The following is a 17,894-nucleotide window of genomic DNA, read 5'->3' as shown; positions in this document are numbered from 1 at the left end:
TCCTCAGACCGTCTCGCGGACGACATCGCCCTGCGGATGCAGCATCTCGCCCAGACGCAGCTCGGCGGCGATGTCCACCACCTGGCCGTCCATCACGTGCACGTTGCGCTGCGCGCGCGCGGCCAGCTGCATGTCGTGGGTGACCATGACGATGGTGGCGCCGTCCCGGTGCAGCTCCTCCAGCAGGTCCATGACGCTGCGGGCCATGGCGCTGTCGAGGTTGCCGGTGGGCTCGTCGGCCAGCAGCAGCTTCGGACCGCCGGCCAGGGCGCGGGCGATCGCCACGCGCTGCTGCTGGCCGCCGGACAGCTCGGCCGGGTAGTGCTTCTCGCGCGCGGCCAGGCCCACGCGGGCGAGGGCCTCGCGGGCGCGGCGCTGGCGTTCCTCGCGGCCCATGCCGCGGTAGCGCAGCGGGACCTCGATGTTGTCCAGCACGTTCAGATCGGGGATGAGGTTGAAGGCCTGGAAGATGAAGCCGATCTTCTGGTTGCGCAGGCGCGAGCGCTGGTCGTCGTTCATGCCGCTGACGTCCTGGCCGTCCAGCTCGTAGGTGCCGCCGGTGAAGGACTCCAGCAGGCCTGCGATGGTCAGGAAGGTGGTCTTGCCCGAGCCGGACGGGCCGGTGACGGCGACGAACTCGCCGGGCTTCACCTCGAGATTGAACTGCCGCAGGGCGAAGGTCTCGACCATCTCGGTGCGATAGACCTTGGAGAGCGATTGCATCTTCAGCATGGGATGTCCTTTGATTCGCGGGATTCGGAAAGTGGGAGGCGCACTCACTGGGCGAGCGTGATGCGCTCGGCGCCCTTGAAGTGCTCGCCGCCGTTGACGACCACGCGCTCGCCGGGCTTGAGCCCCTCGAGCACCTCGACCTGGCTCAGGCTCTGCGCCCCCAGGCGGATGGAGCGGCGCACGGCCTCGCGGCCCTGCACCACATAGCAGAAGCGGCCACCGCCTTCGTCGATGAAGGCGCCACGGGCCACCTGCAGCACCTGCTCGCGGTGGTCCAGCAGGACGCGCACCGAGAGCCGCTGGTTCTGACGGAGCTGCCCGGGCTGGGCGCCGTCAAAGCGCAGCCGGGCCGCCACCTCGTTGTTCACGACCTCCGGCGAGACGGAGCTCAGCACGCCCTTCCAGGTCTGGCTCGGGCCACGGATTTCGCCGGGCATGCCGGGCTGCAGCTCGCGCGCGAAGCTCTCGGCGACCTGCATCTGCACCTCCAGGGCCGAGAGATCGACCACCGTCAGCAGCTTGGCGTCCTTGGCGACGCTCATGCGGTCGGTCACGAACAGCTGGCCCACCTGCCCCTCGACGGGCGAGCGCACCTTGAGCTCGTCCTCCTGGCGCGCCAGGTCGGCCACGACCAGCTGCTGGCGCTCGTGGGCCTGGCGCTTGGCCTGCAGCTCGAAGCGGGTGGCATCGTCCTTCAGGTCCAGCAGCTCGCGGGCCTGCTTCAGCGCGATGTCGGCCTTGGCGAGCGCATCCCGGGCCTGGTCGACCTGCATGCTGGCGGTGGCACCGGCCTTGAAGGCCTGCTCCTGGCGGGCGAGATCGTTCTGTGCCGTGCGGCGGGCGAGCTGCGCGGTCTCGAGATTGCTCTGGGCCTGCGCGCGCTGCTGGCGGGCGTCCGCCTCGGCGCGCAGCAGCTCGCTGCGCAGGGCGTCGGCATTGGAACGCTCCTGGCCGAGCCGCGCCATGAGGTCCGGGCTCTGCAGCTGCAGCAGGACCTGGCCCTTGCGGACCTGGTCCCCCGCCTGCACCTGGACGCTCACGGTGCCGGCGTTGCCGGCATAGAGCGTCGGGCTGACGGCGGCGACGACCTTGCCCTCGCCCGCCACGTCGCGGGTCAGGGGGCCGACCTTCACCTCGGCCAGCGTCAGGCGGGCCAGGCTGACGGAGGCGCCCCCACCCAGCGCCTGCAGCAGGCGAGGACCGGCCAGGCCGACGCCGGCCACGGCGAGGAGGCCGACGCCCCCCAGGAGCCAGCGGCGGTGGGACGACCCGGTGCGGGTGATGGGGCGGTCCTGGGCAGAGGTGTCTCGGATCATGGCGGACAGAGAAGTGCGGTGACCCCCTGTCTAACGCAAGCACCATGCCAGTTCTCGCAATGGAGGAAATTCCTTTCCATTCAACGGCTTGCTGATCCTCACCGCCGCCCGTCAGGTGTCCGCGGACACACCGGACACCCGAAGGGGTCCCCCGGACAGGCGGACAGCCCGCCCCCTGCCAAGCGCGGCAGCTGACGGGTATCTGGTGAATTCCTCACATTTCACGTTTTGAAGATTCACGGCCTGGGCGATAGCCGCCCTTCTAGGCTATGTCCTTCGCTGCAGAGCCTGTCATCTCTGCGGCGAAGGGCGCGAGGTCAGCGCCGTGTCCGTCACCGGCACGAGACCCGCGTCTGCTGCGTCCCGTCGGTGCCATCCAACAGGCGGGGCGCCTGCCGCGATCCTCGCCACATCAGGGAGATGAACATGTGGTCAAGCAATCCATCCGTGGACCTGGGCACCGGGCCGTCGGCCCCCCTGTCGGCCGGGGTCCTGTCCCATGCCGCCATGGCCCGCACCAGCGCGCTTCGCATCGCGGACCAGGTCATGAACGAGCTGCGCCAGCCGCTGCCGCGCACCGTGCCCCAGGAGCGCCGGCGGGCCGTCTCGCTCAGCACCCACTGGCTGCACCTCGTGCTGGAGGAGCTGGACTACGGCGTGCTGCTCGTCAGCGGCACCGGCCAGCTGCTGTACACCAACCACGCGGCGCGGCGCAGCCTGGACGCCACCTTCCCGCTGCAGGTGGAGAACGGGCACCTGCGCGCCCGGCTCGAGTCCGACGGCGGGCCGCTCTTCGACGCCCTGGGCCGGGCGGAGCACGAAGGCAGGCGCTGCCTCCTTCGCATGGGCGACGGCAGCACGCGCACCAATGTCGTCGTGGTGCCGCTGAACCGCAATGTGGAGCAGGCCGCGGTCCTGCTGGTGCTGGAGCGCCAGCAGCTGTGCGCGGATCTCGCCGCCCAGTGGTTTGCCCTGCGCTACGGCCTCACCCCCACGGAGACCGAGGTGCTCAAGCTCCTGAGCGACGGCGCCCGTCCCAACAAGGTGGCCGAGGAGCAGGGCGTGGCCATCTCCACCGTGCGCACGCAGATCCAGAGCATCCGCGCCAAGTCCGGCGCCCAGAGCATCGGTGAGCTCATGCGCCAGCTGGCCGTGCTGCCACCGCTGATGTCCGCGCTGCGCATGGAGCTGATCTGATCGCCCCGGGGCTTGCCTGGCATCAGCGTTCTCGTCGGCGTTCACATCAGCCCTCGCGTCGGCATTGGCGTCGGCCATAGCGTTGGCACTTGCGTCGGCACTTGCTTCGGCACTTGCGTCGGCATTCGCTTCGGCCCTCCCGTTGGCCCTCCCGTCGGCCCTCCCGTTCGCACTTGCACCGGTCCTCGCACCGTCGCCCGAACCTGTGATCTCACTTGTGATCGCACTTGTGATCCCACCGGAAATCGCAACCGAGCCTTCCCCGGTGGGTGGACGACGCAGCGCCCCGGTCCAGCGGGCGGGGCCGGCGGCGGCGCGGACCCACCCGGCGCCTGTCGCGAGAGCACCGTTCCTTCAGCGCCCGCAGCCTCATCCTTGCGAGCCGTACTGAGCAGGCCCCGGCCGTCGTCCGCCGAGGCAGCACCGGGCAATCCCTTGCCGCCGCCAGCACCCGCAGCACACAGCCGTTCATCGCCGGCCCCCGCAGTACCTCGTGGCCTCCTGCAGCAGCCGGCGCACGTCTGTCTTGACGGCCCGGCCCGCCACCGTGCACTCCACCGTGCACCCGATCTTGCACACGACCCTGTGCACGACCCGGCTCGGAGGCCGGCAGCAGGGGAAGCCTCAGGCCGGCCCGCCGTTGACACGAGACCGTCCCCGGCGCTCCCTCCGCGCCGCCACATCCGGGCGCTCGCCGCCGCAAGGCCCCCTGACCCTGGGACTTCTGGAGGGACGCCACAAGGCGGCAGCCAGACGTCATCCGCGTCGAGCCTGCCCATGAGCGCGCCGGTCACCCCGGCTGCCAGTCGCCAGTCGTCAGTTGCCAATCGCCGCCCGCCCCGGTCTCTCCAGGGAACGGGGGGCTCGCAGTCCATGCCGACCGCCCGGCGCAAGCCGCGGCGCTAACATCTGCCGCATCGCGGGTACCGTCCCGCGCGCCGCCCCGGACCCGCTTGATGAGCCCTGCCTCGACCTCGCACGCCCCCGCCCTGGCCGATTGGCCGGGCCTGCCACCGCTGCTGCAGCGTCTGGCGGCCCGCGGCGTGGAGCGCAGCTATCGCAAGGGCACGCTGCTGATCGAGGAAGGCAGCCAGGGTGACACGCTGTACCTGGTGCTCAGCGGGCAGCTCCGCGTGTTCAGCTGTGACCACCGGGGGCGCGAGATCACCTACGGCATGTACGGTCCGGGCGAGTACGTCGGCGAGATGAGCCTCGACGGCGGCCCGCGCAGTGCCAGCGTCATCACCGAAACGCCGTGCCGGTGCGTGCTGCTCACCCGCGCCAGCCTGCTGGAGCACATCCGCGCGGAGCCGGAGTTCGCGCTGGAGCTCATCGCCAAGGTGATCCAGCGTGCGCGCGCTGCGACGCTGTCCACGAAGCAGCTGGCGCTGAACGACGTCTACGGCCGGCTCAAGCACTTGCTGGAAGATCCGGAAACCGCGCAGCAGCGCCTGACCCACCAGGCCATGGCGCAGCGCCTGGGCTGCTCGCGGGAGATGATCTCCAAGCTCATCAAGGACCTGGAGCAGGGCGGCTATCTGGTGAAGGCCGAGCGGGGGCGCTACGAGCGTGTGCGCACCCTGCCGGCGCGGTGGTAGCGGCCACGGCCACCCTCACCGGGACGACGAGGCCGCACGCGGTCAGCCGGAACGAGCTCAGTTCGCGCTGCGGCTCTTCAGCGGCGGGGCCGGCTCGAAGCGCTGGGTGGGCTTGGGCGCCTTGTCGAAGAGCCCCTGGACCTTGGGCAGGTTGGACTCGATGTCCTTGATGCGCGTCGTGCCCGCCGGGTGGGTGGAGAGCCACTGCGGCGGCGCGCCCTTGGCGGCCTGGCCCATCTTTTCCCAGAGGCTGACGCCCGCCGCCGGGTTGTAGCCGGCACGCGCGGCGAGCTCCATGCCGACCAGGTCGGCCTCGGTCTCGTCCTCGCGGCTGAACTTCAGGGTCAGCAGCTGGCCGCCCATGTTCAGCAGCGCGTCGCCCGTGTTGCCGAGGCCCAGCAGGCCCGAGATCAGGCCGGCGCCCAGGCGCGTAGCCGCACCCTTGCCCATGCGCTCACGCGCATGCTCGCGCAGGGCGTGCGCCACCTCGTGGCCCATGATCATCGCGACCTCGTCATCGCTGAGCTGCAGCTTCTCGAGGATGCCGTAGTAGAAGGCGATCTTCCCGCCCGGCATGCAGTAGGCGTTGAGCTGGGCACTGCCGATCAGGTTGATCTCCCACTTCCATTCCTGCGCCCGGGGGTTCCAGGGCAGGGCGAAGGGGATGATGCGCTGCGCGATGGCACGCAGGCGGATCACCTGCGGATGGTTGGCCGGGGCCAGGGCCCGCTGCTGGGCCGCCTGGCGCATCGTCTGGACGTACTGCTGGGCCGCGGCGGCCTCCACCTGCTCGGCCGAGACCAGCTTGGTCGCCCAACTCTTCTCCCCGACTTCCACGCCCTCGCGGGCCAGCGCCGGCGCGGCCGCCCCCAGCGCGCCCAGCCCCACGAGGCCCGTGAAGAGCCGACGGGCGGGTTGGCGCGGCGCGCAGCCCCGGCAATCGCAGCGGCCGAAGCCATAGGCCGGGACGCCGTCCAGGGTGAGTTCGTGGTGAAGGATGAAATCGTTCATGGTGATGCAAGCCCTTGTGCGGCGGCCGGCCGGGGCCAGGGCCGCGATGCCCAGGCGATGACTGTACACAGGCAGGGGCGCCGGCTCGCCCACCCGGATTGAAGACGCCCCTGGCGGCGTGGGCTCACCCGCCCGAGGTGGCGTCGTCCGGCGCGACTTCAAGGGCCTGGATGGCCCGGCGCAGCGGCCCGAGCAGCATCGCCAGCGCCGGCAGCCCGAGGACGAAGGCCACGACGAAGAAGCTGGGCCAGCCGATGGACTCCGCCAGCACCCCCGCCAGCGGCCCCACCCACACGCGGCCGACCATGGCAAAGGCCGACAGCAGCGCGAACTGCGTCGCCGTGAAGCGCTGGTTGCACAGGCTCATCAGCAGGGCGAGCAGCGCCGCGGTGGCCATGCCGCCGCAGAGGTTCTCGTTGGCCACGGCCAGCATCAGGCTGACATCCACCGGCGTGGCCTGCGCCAGCTTCACGAAGCCCCAGTCGAAGGCCGGCATGACGATGCGGCCGAGCTGCCCCGGCCCCGCCTGCGCGAGCCACCACAGGCCCAGGGCGCTGAGCGTCTGCAGGCAGCCGAAGACCAGCAGCGAGCGCCACAGCCGCAGCTTGAGCATCAGTGCCCCGCCCAGCAGCGCGCCGAGGATGCTCAGCCACATGCCGATCACCTTGTACGCCACGCCAATCTCCGCGGTGCTGAAGTGCATGCCCTGGAGGAAGAAGGGCGTCAGCAGCGCCTGCGCGAAGGCATCGCCCAGCTTGTAGAGCACGATGAAGCCGAGGAAGGCCAGGGCACCGGGCTGTGCGAAGTAGTTGCCCAGGCTGTTGAGCAGGGTCTCGAAGCGCGCCCGGCGGGCCGCCCACAGCGCGGCCGGGCCGATCAGCGCGATGCCCAGCAGCAGCGTGAGGAAGTCCGTCCACTTGGCGGCCAGGGGCGCCGGCAGGCTGGTCTGGGCCCACAGCGGTGCCAGCGTCCCGCGCAGGGCCGGGGCCAGCAGCCCGTTGACGGCCGCCGCGCCAAGGCCCACGGTGGCCAGCACCGCGAGGAAGCCCAGCACGTCGTGGCGGGCCACACTCTGCGGCGCCTGGGCTTGGCGCAGGCGGGGCACCAGCAGCACCGCCGCCACCGCCGCGGCGACCATCAGCCAGGCCATGGCCCGGTAGACCTCCGGCCAGGTCCAGCCGCCGCCTTGCTGCGGGTCCACCCAGATGAAGGTCAGGCCGCCGGAGACGATCATGGCCAGCCGGTAGCCCGCCACATTGAGCGAGGCACCCAGGCCGCGCTCGGCGGGCAGCAGCACGTCGGTCCGGTAGGCGTCGATGACGATGTCCTGCGCCGCCGAGGCAAAGGCCACGCCCAGCGCGAGGAGGGCGAAGAGCCCCGTGTTCGCACGGGGCGAGCAGGCCGCCATGGCCATCATCAGGCCGGCGAGCGCCAGTTGCGTCAGCACCATCCAGCCCCGGCGCCGCCCGAGCACGGGCAGCTCGAAGCGGTCCATCAGCGGGGCCCAGAGGAACTTGAAGGTGTAGGGCAGCCCCACGAGGCTCAGCACGCCGATGGTGGCGAGGTCGAGCCCCTCGCCGCTCAGCCAGGCCTGCATCGTGGGCCCGGTGAGGGACAGCGGCAGGCCGGAGGCGAAGCCCAGCAGGGTAACGATGGCGAGGCGGTAGACGCTCTGCAGCCGCGCGGCCAGACCGGGCGCGACCGAAGGCGCCACGGGGGCGGGCGGGGTGGGCATGGGGCGGATTCTAGGGGCCGGTCCGTGCTGCCGGCCGCCGCGCGCGACCGCTCGGCCATCGCTTTCGACCGCTGGCCCCAGGGCGCGCTGCCGGCCGCCCTGCGCCTGGGCACAGTGCGTGCCGTCATCCACTTTCCCGCTTGCTGAACCATGTCCGTCCCCGTTCGATTCGCCCGCCGCGCCCTGTTCACCACCCTCATCGCGATCTCCGCCGTCTCCAGCCCCCTCGGTGCCGCCGCAGAGCCCGGCCCGGCCGCCAGGGCCACGCCGGTGCCCGCGGCCGACGACCGCCCGGCCCTGTGGTCCATCGAGTACCAGGGCCAGCACTCCTGGCTGTTTGGCGTGGTGCCCTGGGGCGAGGCCGGCCAAGACCCGCTGCCCGCGGCCGTGCGGGCGGCGATGCAGGCTTCCGAGCTGCTGGCCAGCGAAGTCCGCCAACCTGTCAATCCGATGGAAGCCGCCGCCCTGCTGGCGCCGCTGCGCCAGGCTGACCGCTCCTTCAAGGCGCAGCTCGACCCCACGTTGAAGGCCCCCTACGAGGCCCTGTGCACCCGCCAGCAGCTCCCCTGCGAGGCCCTGGACACGCTGCCGCCCTTCTTCGTCGTCGCGTCCCTCTACAAGATGATGGGCGCCAAGGCGGGCCTGCCGCTCAGCGACGACAACGCCATGAACGCCGTCCACCAGGCGCTCAAGGACCGGGACTTCCTGGAGCTGGAAGGCCTGCGCGCCGGCTTTGAGCTGATGCAAAGCGTGCCCGCGGCAGACCAGGAGGCCCTGCTGCGCCGTCTGCTGCGCGAGCAGGGGCAGGACAGCGTGCGCAGCTACGCCGCCTGGCAGCGCGGCGACACCGACGCCCTGCTGGCCAACATGGACAACGCCGCCTTCAGCCCCGAGACGCTGCACCGCATCCTCGGGCTGCGCAGCCAGGCCTGGGCGGACAAGCTCAGCCCGGTGCTGCGCCAGGGGCGCCGGGTGTTCATCTCGGTGGCGGCCGGCCTGACCGTGGGTCCGCAGGGGCTGGTCGCGGGCCTGCAGCGGCAGGGTTTCAAGGTGGAACGGGTGGCCTACTGAAGCGGCCGGCGGGCTCAGTCGTCGAGTCGGCGCAGCCCGACGGCGCGGTGCCGGGGCATGAACCACTGGCCCAGCTGGCCCTGGGCCGTGCGCAGGAGCAGCCAGTGGCCGCTGGTGACGGTCCGTTCGCCGAGACACTCCGCCACCAGCGGTTCCGAGGCCGGGCCGAGCAGGGCCACGCGCGGCCCGTGCAGGCCGGCCAGGGCCTCGGCCGGGGCGTCCGGCAACGTCTCCAGGTGCAGGTACTGCAGGCGGCTCAGCGGCACGCACAGCGGCCGGCGCTGTCCTGGCAGCTCCAGGTCCAGGGCGAGGTCGCCGTCATGGAAGGCGCTCAGGCAGCCCGTCAGCTGGCTGCCGTCGAGCAGCCAGAGCTCGCAGGGCCCGGACACGCCCCCCGGCCCGGCCGGCGCAAGCGCGACAGGCAAGCTCGGCAGCACCGGCCAGGGCGCGATGCCGGCCATGCTGGAGGGGGATGATGGGCGGTGCGTTGCCACGCCTGCAGTGTTTCAGCCCCGGGCTGGCGCCGCTCTGAGCCAGCGCAAGCTTTGGCGACCCGGCGCCGGCGGCGGCCCTGTGCAGGAGCGCACGCACGGGGCAAATCCCCCCGCGCCCGGGGAAACGGCCGGCACGCGACAATAGACGCATGTCAATTCCACCCGCGCCCCCGACACGCCTGGATCCCGCCACCGAGGCGCCGGGGACCACCACCGACCCGGCGGACGCCCAGCAGTTCCGGGCCGCCCTGGGCCTTTTTGCCACCGGGGTCTGCATCGTCACCGCCCGCGGCGAAGGCGGCTCGCTCGTCGGGCTGACGGCCAATTCCTTCAACAGCGTCTCGCTCTCACCGCCGCTGGTGCTGTGGAGCCTGTCGCGCCGTGCGGGCTCGATGCCGGTGTTCAGCCGGGGCTCGCACTACGCCATCCACATCCTGGCCGCGGACCAGAAGGCCCTGGCCCAGCGCTTCGCCACGCGGGACATCGACCGCTTCGCCGGGCTGGCCTGGAGCGAGGGCGCCGGCGGCGTGCCGGTGCTGCAGGGCTGCGCGGCCGTCTTCGAGTGCGCCAACCGCAGCCAATACGAAGAAGGCGACCACGTCATCTTCGTGGGCGAGGTCGAGCGCTGCTGCGTGACGCCGCAGGCCCAGCCGCTCATCTTCCACGGCGGCCGCTACTACACCGAGCTGCCGATCTGACCTCGGGCGGTCCGGCGCGGGGTCAGGTCATGCCTGCCCGCCACGCCGGTCCTCAGCGCCCTTCCCGAGCGCCCGGCCTGACCCGACTCAGCCCTGCAGAGCCGCCAGCTGCGCGCGCAGGGCGGCGTTCTCGGTCTCCAGCTCGGCCACGCGGGCCTGCAGCGCCTTGATCTGCGCCTCGGTGGCCGACTCGGCGGTGACGGGCGGCAGGCCGGCGCTGTTGAGCTTCTCCTCGCCACCCTCGCCCGCCTCCTTGGGCTTGGCCTTGGACTGGCGCACGCGCTTGGCGGCCTGCTTGATCTCGTCCTTGCCGGCGGCCACCACGGCCTGCTGCTCCTCGACCGGCAATGCCGCCACGGTGGCGGCGGTGTTGAGGGAGACCTCGCCGGAGCGGACGGCCGCCACCAGCTCGGGGGCCGCGCTCTTCTGGATCTTCTCGATCTGCTGCACCTGGCTGGCGCTCAGGCGCGCGGCGCGGGCCACGGCCTCGCGTGTGTTCAGGGCGGGCACGGGCGGCAGCTCGGCAGCGCCTTCCCAGGGCGCGTCCGCGGCCGGCTCGGCGGCGCCCGCCTCGCCCGGCGCGGCGGCCAGCTGCTCGGCACTCTCGGCCATCCGGCGCTGGCGGCGCTCGGTCAGGATCTCCTTCTTGCGCAGCGCCAGGACGCCCCGCTGGAAGTCCGAGACGCTGCGGCGGCCCAGGTGCTGGTCGATCATCCACAGGTGCACGTCCTCCATGGACTTGAAGTGCGGATGCTGGATGGTCTGGAAGGGCAGGCCGTGCTTCTGGCAGATGCCGTAGCGGTTGTGCCCGTCGACGAGCACGTCGCCCCACAGCACCAGCGCATCGCGGCAGCCCTCGGCCAGGATGCTGCGCTCGAGGGCGTCGTGCTCGTCGGGCGTCAGCGGGTCGATGTAGGCCTTGAGTTCTTCCTTGACGATGATGTTCATGAGGTACGCGGGAGGGGGACAACGGATTCGGCGGGCCGCGATTGTAGGCAGTCGCGCCGGCCCGGGCCCGTCAGACGGGTCTTTGCCGGGCCGGCGGCTGCGACCTCCTCCCTGAGGTCCCGTGACGCGCTGCCGTGGGCGACGGCGTCAGATCTGCACGCGGGTGCCCAGCTCCACCACGGCGTTGTCGGGCAGGCGGAAGTACTCGGCCGCGCTGCCGGCATTGCGGCTGAGCGTGGCAAAGAGGCGTTCGCGCCAGTTCGCCATGCCGGAGCCCGGGGTCGGGATGACCGTCTCGCGGCTGAGGAAGTAGCTCGTCTCGAAGGGCGGCACCTCGAGGCCCTGCGCCGCGCACAGCGTCAGCGCGGCGGGCACGTCGGGCACGTCCATGAAGCCGAAGTGCAGCGTGACGCGCCAGAAGCCCGGCACCAGGGGTGCCAGCACCACGCGCTCGGCATCCGGCACGTGGGGGCGCTCGGCGTAGACGACGGTCAGGATGAGGTTCTGCTCGTGCAGCACCTGGTTGTGCTTGAGGTTGTGCAGCAGCGCCTGGGGCACGGTGTCGGGATTGGCCACGGCATAGACCGCCGTGCGGCTGGCGCGGTGGATGCCCGCGTCGCTCCCCGCGATGCCCTGCAGGAAGGGCAGCAGGGCCAGGCCGTCGCGCTGGATGCCCTCCATCAGCAGCTGGCGGCCACGCGCCCAGGTGCTCATCACCAGGAACAGCAGCCCGCCCATGACCAGCGGGAACCAGCCGCCGTCCAGGAACTTGATCGCGCAGCCGGCCACCAGCAGGGCGTCCAGCGCCAGGAAGAAGAGCGTGGCGCCATAGGCCACCGGCGCCGGCAGACCCCAGCCGTGGCGCACCACGAAGAAGGTCAGCACGGTGGTGATCATCATGGTCAGCGTCACGGCGATGCCATAGGCGCCGGCCAGGGCGGAGGAGCTGCCGAAGTACAGCACCGCGGCCAGCACGCCGGCCAGCAGCGCCCAGTTCACGCCGGGCATGTAGATCTGGCCAGCCTCGCGGGCGGAGGTGTTGCGCACCTCCATGCGGGGCAGGAAGCCGAGCTGGATGGCCTGCTTGGTCATCGAGTAGGCCCCCGAGATCACGGCCTGCGAGGCGATCACCGCCGCCAGGGCGGCCAGCACGACGGCCGGGATCAGCCAGCTGCTGGGGAACAGGCGGTAGAAGGGGTTCTCGATGGCGCCGGGGTCGCGCAGCAGCAGGGCGCCCTGGCCCATGTAGTTCAGGGCCAGCGCGGGCAGCACGAGGCCCGTCCACGCCAGGCGGATGGGGCGCGCGCCGAAGTGGCCCATGTCGGCATACAGCGCCTCGGCGCCGGTCAGGGCGAGCACGATGGCGCCGACGGCCGCGAAGAGGTGCCAGCCGCGCTCCGTCAGGAAATGCCAGGCATGCACCGGGTTCAGCGCCGCCAGGATGCCGGGCTGCTGCCAGATGTGCCACAGGCCCATGCCCGCCAGCACCAGGAACCACAGCGTGATGACCGGCCCGAAGAGCCGGCCCACCACGGCCGTGCCGAAGCGCTGGATGACGAACAGCACCACCAGGATCGCCAGCGACAGCGGCAGGACGAGCGGCTTGAGCGTCGGCGTGATCACCTCCAGGCCCTCGATCGCGCCCATGACGGACACGGCCGGCGTGATGATGCTGTCCCCATAGAACAGCGTGGCGCCGAACACGCCCAGCAGCAGCAGCGCCCCGCGCAGGCGCGGCCGCTCGCGCACGGCCTGAGCCGCCAGCGCCGTGAGCGCCAGGCCGCCGCCCTCGCCGCGGTTGTCGGCCCGCAGGATCAGCAGGACGTACTTCAGGGACACGACCAGCATCAGCGCCCACAGGATGGTCGAGACGGCGCCGATGACGTTGGCCGGCACCAGGCCGACGCCGGTGGCCGGCAGGAAGACCTCCTTGACGGTGTAGAGCGGGCTGGTGCCGATGTCCCCGTAGACGACGCCGATGGCGCCGAGCGTGAGGGCGGCGAGCGCCTGGGGAGGATGGCCGTCGTGCGGGGTCGCGGCAGGGGTCGGGCTGGTCATGGGGAGGGCCAGGCAGTTGATCTGGCAGCACTGTCGCCTGGGCGTCATCAGGAACGCATAAGTGCCGATGGCGCCACAACAGGGCATGAAGGCACCAAAACAGCGCCATTTGTCACGTGCCGACACGTGCCAATCGTTACCAGTTATGAAAGACTGAGTGCCCACCCCTCGATTGCGGGGGGTGCCCGGCTGGGCTCGCCTTGGGCCCGCCTCGTCCCTCACCGAAGGTGTGCCGAGATGAAGTTCAGTTCCCTGCGAATCGGTCAGCGTCTGACCCTGGGTTTTGGGGTGGTGATCGTGCTGCTGCTGGTCATGGCCGGCATGGCGATCTCCGGCACGCGAGCGCTCAGCCGCGACGTGAACGAGGCCATCAGCCAGGGCTTCCAGAAGACCTTCCTGGCCAACAAGGCCAAGGCGGAGCTGGGCGATGCCTCGCGCGGCATGATGAGCACGCTCATCATGACCAACGACGACCAGATCAAGAAGGAGCTGGCCACCGTCGAGGGCCTGCTGCAGTCCCACGAAAAGAGCATCGCGGCGCTGGAGAAGCTCGTCGATGACGCCGAGGGCCAGGCCGCGCTGAAGGCCATGGCCGAGCTGCGCACCAAGTTCATGCCCGCGCAGGCCGGCTTCGTGAAGCTCGTCGCGGAAGGGGACAAGGACCAGGCCACGCTGAAGTTCCTCTTCTCCGTCCGGGCCCTGCAGGTGAAGTACCTGGCGACGATGGACAAGTTCGTCGAGTCCCAGAACAAGCAGATGGAGACGGCGGGGGCCGATGCCCAGTCCCTGGCCAGCCGCAGCATCACCGCCATCGCGGTGCTGGCGCTGTGCGCCACGGCGGCCAGCGTCTTCATCAGCGTGATGGTGTCGCGCGGCATCGTCGGCCCGCTCCGGGGCGCCGTGGCCGTGGCACGCAAGGTGGCCTCGGGCAACCTCAGCAGCGCCATCGAGATCCGCGGTCAGGACGAGACCGGTCAGCTGCTCGAGGCGCTGGCCGAGATGAACGAGGGGCTCAAGCAGATCGTGGGCCGCGTCCGCGACGGCACGGAGTCCATCGCCTCGGCCTCCGCCGAGATCGCCAGCGGCAACATGGATCTCTCGTCCCGCACCGAGATGCAGGCGGCCGCGCTGGAGCAGACCAAGCACTCGATGAACGACCTCACCGAGACCGTGCGCCGCAATGCGCGCAACGCGCACCAGGCCAACGAGCTGGCCCAGCAGGCGTCCGAGGTGGCGCATGCGGGTGGCGAGGTCGTCTCCCGCGTGGTGAGCACCATGGGCTCGATCGACGCCTCGTCCAAGAAGATCGTGGACATCATCAGCGTCATCGACGGCATTGCCTTCCAGACGAACATCCTCGCGCTGAACGCCGCCGTGGAAGCGGCCCGCGCGGGCGAGCAGGGCCGCGGCTTCGCCGTGGTGGCCGCCGAGGTGCGCAACCTGGCGCAGCGCAGCGCCGGCGCGGCCAAGGAGATCAAGAGCCTCATCAGCGACTCCGTGGAGAAGGTTGCGCAGGGCAGCCAGCTCGTGCAGCAGGCGGGCTCGACCATGGACGGCGTGGTGGCCAGCGTGCAGCGCATGACCACGGTGATCGGCGAGATCTCCATGGCCAGCGAATCGCAGACCGAAGGCATCGAGCGCGTCACGCGTACCATCCACGAGATGGACCAGAGCACGCAGCAGAACGCGGCGCTGGTCGAGGAGGCCGCCGCGGCCGCCGATTCCATGAAGAGCCAGGCCGAGTCCCTGGAGCAGGTCGTCAGCCTGTTCCAGCTGGACGAGCGCCGTTGACATCCCCTTTCCGACACAAGGAGCGACCATGCATCTTCGCCTCACCCCCCGCCTGAACCGCCGCACCCTGATCGCCGCGGGCCTGCTGGCCGCCGCGCTGCCCTGGAGCGCGCAGGCGATGGATGTCGCGGGCGTCAATGTCGAGCCCACCGCGAAGGTCGCGGGCAAGGAGCTGAAGCTCAATGGCGCCGGCGTGCGCACCCGCGTGATCATCAAGGTCTACGTCATGGCCCTGTACCTGACGGAGAAGAAGGACACCGCCGCGGCCGTGCTGGACGCGCCCGGCCCGCGCCGCTTCGCGCTGACCATGCTGCGCGAGGTGACCGGTGACGACTTCGGCCAGGCCTTCATGGCCGGCATCACCGCCAACACCGACAAGGCCGAGCGCTCCAAGTTCGTCAACCAGCTGGCGGCCTTCGGCGAGGTCTTCGTCAACCAGGGGACCATGAAGAAGGGCGACGTGCTGACCGCCGACTGGGTGCCGGGCACCGGCATGGTGATGGCCATCAACGGCAAGTCCGTGGGCGAGCCGCTGCCGGACGTCGGCTTCTACAACGCCGTGCTGAAGATCTGGCTCGGCGAGAAGCCGGTGGACACCTCGCTCAAGCCGGCCCTGCTGGGCGGCAAGGCCTGACCCCCGCGGCGGCCCGCGCCGCCGCCCTCAACGGCACAGCAGCAGCATCAGGGCCAGCCCCCAGCTCAGCTCGAGGGGCAGGACCGTTGCGACACAGGCGACCACCGCCAGCGCCGCGAGCAGCAGCGCCCCGGTGGCCAGCGCCCGCCTCCGCGCCGTCCCGCGCCGCCAGGGCACCGCCCCGGCTCGTCCTCGTTCGCCCATGGCCACGGATCCTTCGCGACACGACGGCCGCTCCTCGATGACGCGCAGCATGCGCGGCCGGGCATCAGGAACACATATGGGCGCGGTCCCGCTTCGACGTCAGCCTCGAGCTCAGCGAGGCTCCGCCAGCCGGTAGCCCACGCCGGGCTCCGTCAGCAGCAGCTTCGGGTCCGCGGGCTCCGCCTCCAGCTTGGCGCGAAGCTGGCCCATGTAGAGCCGCAGGTAGTGGGTGTGCTCGGTGAACTCGGGGCCCCACACATCGGTCAGCAGCGCGCGGTGCGTCACCACCTGACCGGCGCTGCGCACCAGGCGGGCCAGCAGGTTGAACTCGGTCGGCGTGAGGCGCAGGGCGGTGCCGTCCAGGCTCACGCGGTGAGCCTCGAGGTCCACGCACAGGCGGCCGTTCTCGTAGCGGGTGACGGCCGCGCGGGTGTGCACGCCGCGGTGGCGCAGGGCCACCCGCATGCGGGCCAGCAGCTCGCTGATGGAGAAGGGCTTCACGAGGTAGTCGTCCGCGCCGGCATCGAGCAGGCGCACCTTGGCGCCGTCCTGCTCCCGGGCCGAGATGACCAGCAGCGGCGTGCCCCGCTCGCGACGCAGCCGCTGCAGCAGCTCCTCGCCCTCGCCATCGGGCAGGCCCAGGTCCAGCAGCACGAGGTCCGGCGGCTCGGCGTGGCTCAGCAGGGCATGGCCCTCGGCCAGGCTGGCGGCCGTCTGGACGTCATAGCCTTCCAGCGCCAGTGCGTCGCGCAGGGTGCGGCGCAACTCGCGGTCGTCCTCGACCAGCATCACGCGCAGGCTCATGGCGCGTCCTCCGCAAAAGGTTCAGGGAAATCGGGCCGGGGCGTGGGTGCCTCGGGGGCGGGCGCCGGAGCGGCATCGGGCTGGGCCTGCACCGGCAGACGGCACTCGAAGCTGGCACCGCCATGGCTGCGGGCGCGCAGGCCCAGCGTGCCGCCATGGGCGATGGCGATGGCCCGGCAGGCGGCGAGGCCCACGCCGGCACCGCGGCGGCTGCCGGTGGCGTCCGGGCGCTCGCGGTCCAGCTCCTCGCCGCGCTGGAAGGGCTCGAAGATGCGGGCGCGCGCCGCCGGGGGCACGCCGGGGCCGCGGTCGCGCACGGCCAGCAGCAGGCCGCCCGGCTCGTGACGGACGAGCAGCTCGATCGGGCCCTCCGGGGCGTAGCGCAGGGCGTTGTCCAGCAGGTTGTCCAGCAGCTGCGCCAGGAGCACGGCGTCGCACTGCAGCAGCGGCAGCGTGCTGGCCACGCGCAGGCGCACGCGCTGGGCCGCCTGGGGATGGCGCTGCCGCACCCGGCGCAGCGCGGCGCCGACGACCTCCTCGGCCGCCTCCCAGTCCGTGCGCAGCTGCAGGCCGGCGCGCTCCAGGCGGGCGAGCTGCAGCGTGTTGTCCGTCATGCGGGAGAGCTGCCGGGTCTCGTCCAGCACCGTCGCCAGCAGCTTGTGGCGCTGGGCGGGCGTCTGGCGCTCGCCCTGGTCCAGCAGCGAGCTCGCCGCGCCCATGATGGTGGCGAGCGGCGTGCGGTAGTCGTGCGAGATGGCCGCCAGCAGCGCATTGCGCGTGGCCTGCCCCTCCGCCTCGTCGTGCGCGCGCCGGGCGGCGTGCTCGGCGGACTGGCGCTCGAGCGCAAGGCCCATCTGGTCGCACAGGGACTGGGCATGGGCGCACAGCTCCGGGTCGGGCTGGGTGGCGTCGGGCAGGATCAGCAGCGCGGCACCGTGGCTGGCCGCGCGCCCGCGCAGGGGCAGGTACCAGGCCGACAGCTCGCGGTAGCGGCCGGTGCCCGGGCCGAAGGGCACGCCCTGGCGCCAGCAGGCCCACAGGCCGGCGAGCTGGTCACCGTCGGGTTCACCGATCAGCAGGATGCCCTCGCCCAGCCGGTTCTCGGCCGGCAGCGGGCCGGCGCCCAGGAGCAACGGGGCGGGCGTCGGCAGCAGGGCATCCAGCTGCGTCTGCAGGAGCTGGGCGGCCTCCACCGGCGAGCGGCTGTCCCGCAGCGCCTGGCCCAGCGCCCGCAGCTGGTCCGCCTGCTCGGCATGGCGGCGGGCAGCGTCGGCCTCGCGGCGCAGGCGGCTCAGCAGCACCGCGACCAGCCACGACAGCGCCAGCATCGTCGCCAGCAGCCACACATGGCTCCAGCCCTGCAGCTCCATGCTGCGCTCGGGGCTCACGAAGCGCCAGTTGAAGGCCAGCACCGCCAGCAGGCTCAGGACCATCGACGCCATCAGCGGCAGCCACAGCGTGCTCAGCGTGGCGGCCAGCACCAGCAGCAGCACGAGGTTGGCCAGCTCCACATGGGCATCGACGCGCAGCATCAGGCCCCAGCACGCCGCCCAGATGAGGGCGGGGGGCAGGCAGCGCTTGAGCAGGGGCGGCAGGGTCATGG

16 protein-coding genes are annotated in these 17,894 nt (G+C 71.6%); 6 read left to right on the top strand and 10 right to left on the bottom strand.

Annotated elements, in window-relative coordinates; translation table 11 throughout:
- Nucleotides 1-3 precede the first annotated feature (3 nt).
- Together QRD43_RS02885 and QRD43_RS02880 are read right to left on the bottom strand one after the other, a co-directional pair.
- On the bottom strand, nt 4-732 hold the full coding sequence (locus QRD43_RS02885; RefSeq protein ID WP_285980967.1) for an ABC transporter ATP-binding protein: 729 nt from the start codon (nt 730-732) through the stop codon (nt 4-6).
- 44 nt (nt 733-776) lie between these two features.
- A complete protein-coding gene (locus QRD43_RS02880; RefSeq protein WP_285980966.1) occupies nt 777-2,048 on the bottom strand; it encodes an efflux RND transporter periplasmic adaptor subunit in 1,272 nt (423 codons plus the stop codon).
- Between the two features lie 426 nt (nt 2,049-2,474).
- Here QRD43_RS02880 and QRD43_RS02875 point away from each other — a divergent pair, with 426 nt between their 5' ends.
- Both QRD43_RS02875 and QRD43_RS02870 read left to right on the top strand, forming a co-directional pair.
- Nucleotides 2,475-3,245 (top strand): helix-turn-helix transcriptional regulator, encoded by a 771-nt coding sequence (locus QRD43_RS02875; RefSeq protein ID WP_285980965.1) that lies wholly within the window; start codon nt 2,475-2,477, stop codon nt 3,243-3,245.
- A 956-nt stretch (nt 3,246-4,201) separates the two neighbouring features.
- Complete coding sequence (locus tag QRD43_RS02870) at nt 4,202-4,843, top strand: Crp/Fnr family transcriptional regulator (RefSeq protein ID WP_285980964.1); 642 nt, start codon at nt 4,202-4,204, stop codon at nt 4,841-4,843.
- 57 nt (nt 4,844-4,900) lie between these two features.
- Here the strand turns inward: QRD43_RS02870 and QRD43_RS02865 are convergent, their stop codons facing one another.
- Both QRD43_RS02865 and QRD43_RS02860 read right to left on the bottom strand, forming a co-directional pair.
- Entirely contained in the window at nt 4,901-5,854 is a 954-nt protein-coding gene (locus QRD43_RS02865) for a M48 family metallopeptidase (RefSeq protein ID WP_285980963.1), read from the bottom strand.
- A gap of 124 nt (nt 5,855-5,978) precedes the next feature.
- Nucleotides 5,979-7,589, bottom strand: a complete 1,611-nt coding sequence (locus tag QRD43_RS02860) for an AmpG family muropeptide MFS transporter (RefSeq protein ID WP_285980962.1) — start codon at nt 7,587-7,589, stop codon at nt 5,979-5,981.
- A gap of 150 nt (nt 7,590-7,739) precedes the next feature.
- Here QRD43_RS02860 and QRD43_RS02855 point away from each other — a divergent pair, with 150 nt between their 5' ends.
- Entirely contained in the window at nt 7,740-8,660 is a 921-nt protein-coding gene (locus tag QRD43_RS02855) for a TraB/GumN family protein (RefSeq protein WP_285980961.1), read from the top strand.
- 14 nt (nt 8,661-8,674) lie between these two features.
- Here the strand turns inward: QRD43_RS02855 and QRD43_RS02850 are convergent, their stop codons facing one another.
- Nucleotides 8,675-9,121, bottom strand: a complete 447-nt coding sequence (locus QRD43_RS02850) for a hypothetical protein (RefSeq protein WP_285980960.1) — start codon at nt 9,119-9,121, stop codon at nt 8,675-8,677.
- 182 nt (nt 9,122-9,303) lie between these two features.
- Here QRD43_RS02850 and QRD43_RS02845 point away from each other — a divergent pair, with 182 nt between their 5' ends.
- Entirely contained in the window at nt 9,304-9,852 is a 549-nt protein-coding gene (locus QRD43_RS02845) for a flavin reductase family protein (protein ID WP_285980959.1), read from the top strand.
- Nucleotides 9,853-9,939: 87 nt separating this feature from the next.
- Here the strand turns inward: QRD43_RS02845 and QRD43_RS02840 are convergent, their stop codons facing one another.
- Entirely contained in the window at nt 9,940-10,800 is an 861-nt protein-coding gene (locus tag QRD43_RS02840; protein ID WP_285980958.1) for a ParB N-terminal domain-containing protein, read from the bottom strand.
- 147 nt (nt 10,801-10,947) lie between these two features.
- The gene (locus tag QRD43_RS02835) at nt 10,948-12,858 is read right to left on the bottom strand and encodes a potassium transporter Kup (protein WP_285980957.1); all 1,911 of its coding nucleotides are present in this window, start codon (nt 12,856-12,858) and stop codon (nt 10,948-10,950) included.
- A 237-nt stretch (nt 12,859-13,095) separates the two neighbouring features.
- Here QRD43_RS02835 and QRD43_RS02830 point away from each other — a divergent pair, with 237 nt between their 5' ends.
- Both QRD43_RS02830 and QRD43_RS02825 read left to right on the top strand, forming a co-directional pair.
- Entirely contained in the window at nt 13,096-14,649 is a 1,554-nt protein-coding gene (locus tag QRD43_RS02830; RefSeq protein WP_285980956.1) for a methyl-accepting chemotaxis protein, read from the top strand.
- 28 nt (nt 14,650-14,677) lie between these two features.
- Nucleotides 14,678-15,283, top strand: coding sequence for a chalcone isomerase family protein (locus tag QRD43_RS02825; RefSeq protein ID WP_285980955.1), 606 nt, complete (start codon nt 14,678-14,680; stop codon nt 15,281-15,283).
- 27 nt (nt 15,284-15,310) lie between these two features.
- Here QRD43_RS02825 and QRD43_RS02820 read toward each other — a convergent pair whose 3' ends face one another.
- The 3 genes from QRD43_RS02820 to QRD43_RS02810 form a co-directional block, all read right to left on the bottom strand.
- Nucleotides 15,311-15,487, bottom strand: a complete 177-nt coding sequence (locus QRD43_RS02820) for a hypothetical protein (protein ID WP_285980954.1) — start codon at nt 15,485-15,487, stop codon at nt 15,311-15,313.
- Nucleotides 15,488-15,598: 111 nt separating this feature from the next.
- Nucleotides 15,599-16,291, bottom strand: coding sequence for a response regulator (locus QRD43_RS02815; protein WP_285980953.1), 693 nt, complete (start codon nt 16,289-16,291; stop codon nt 15,599-15,601).
- Complete coding sequence (locus QRD43_RS02810; RefSeq protein WP_285980952.1) at nt 16,288-17,892, bottom strand: sensor histidine kinase; 1,605 nt, start codon at nt 17,890-17,892, stop codon at nt 16,288-16,290. The genes QRD43_RS02815 and QRD43_RS02810 overlap by 4 nt, the downstream gene beginning before the upstream one ends.
- Between the last annotated feature and the right edge of the window lie 2 nt (nt 17,893-17,894).

The organism is Roseateles subflavus (assembly GCF_030285365.1).
Taxonomy (GTDB): domain Bacteria; phylum Pseudomonadota; class Gammaproteobacteria; order Burkholderiales; family Burkholderiaceae_C; genus Roseateles_B; species Roseateles_B subflavus.
This window is presented reverse-complemented; position numbering and strand designations above follow the sequence as displayed.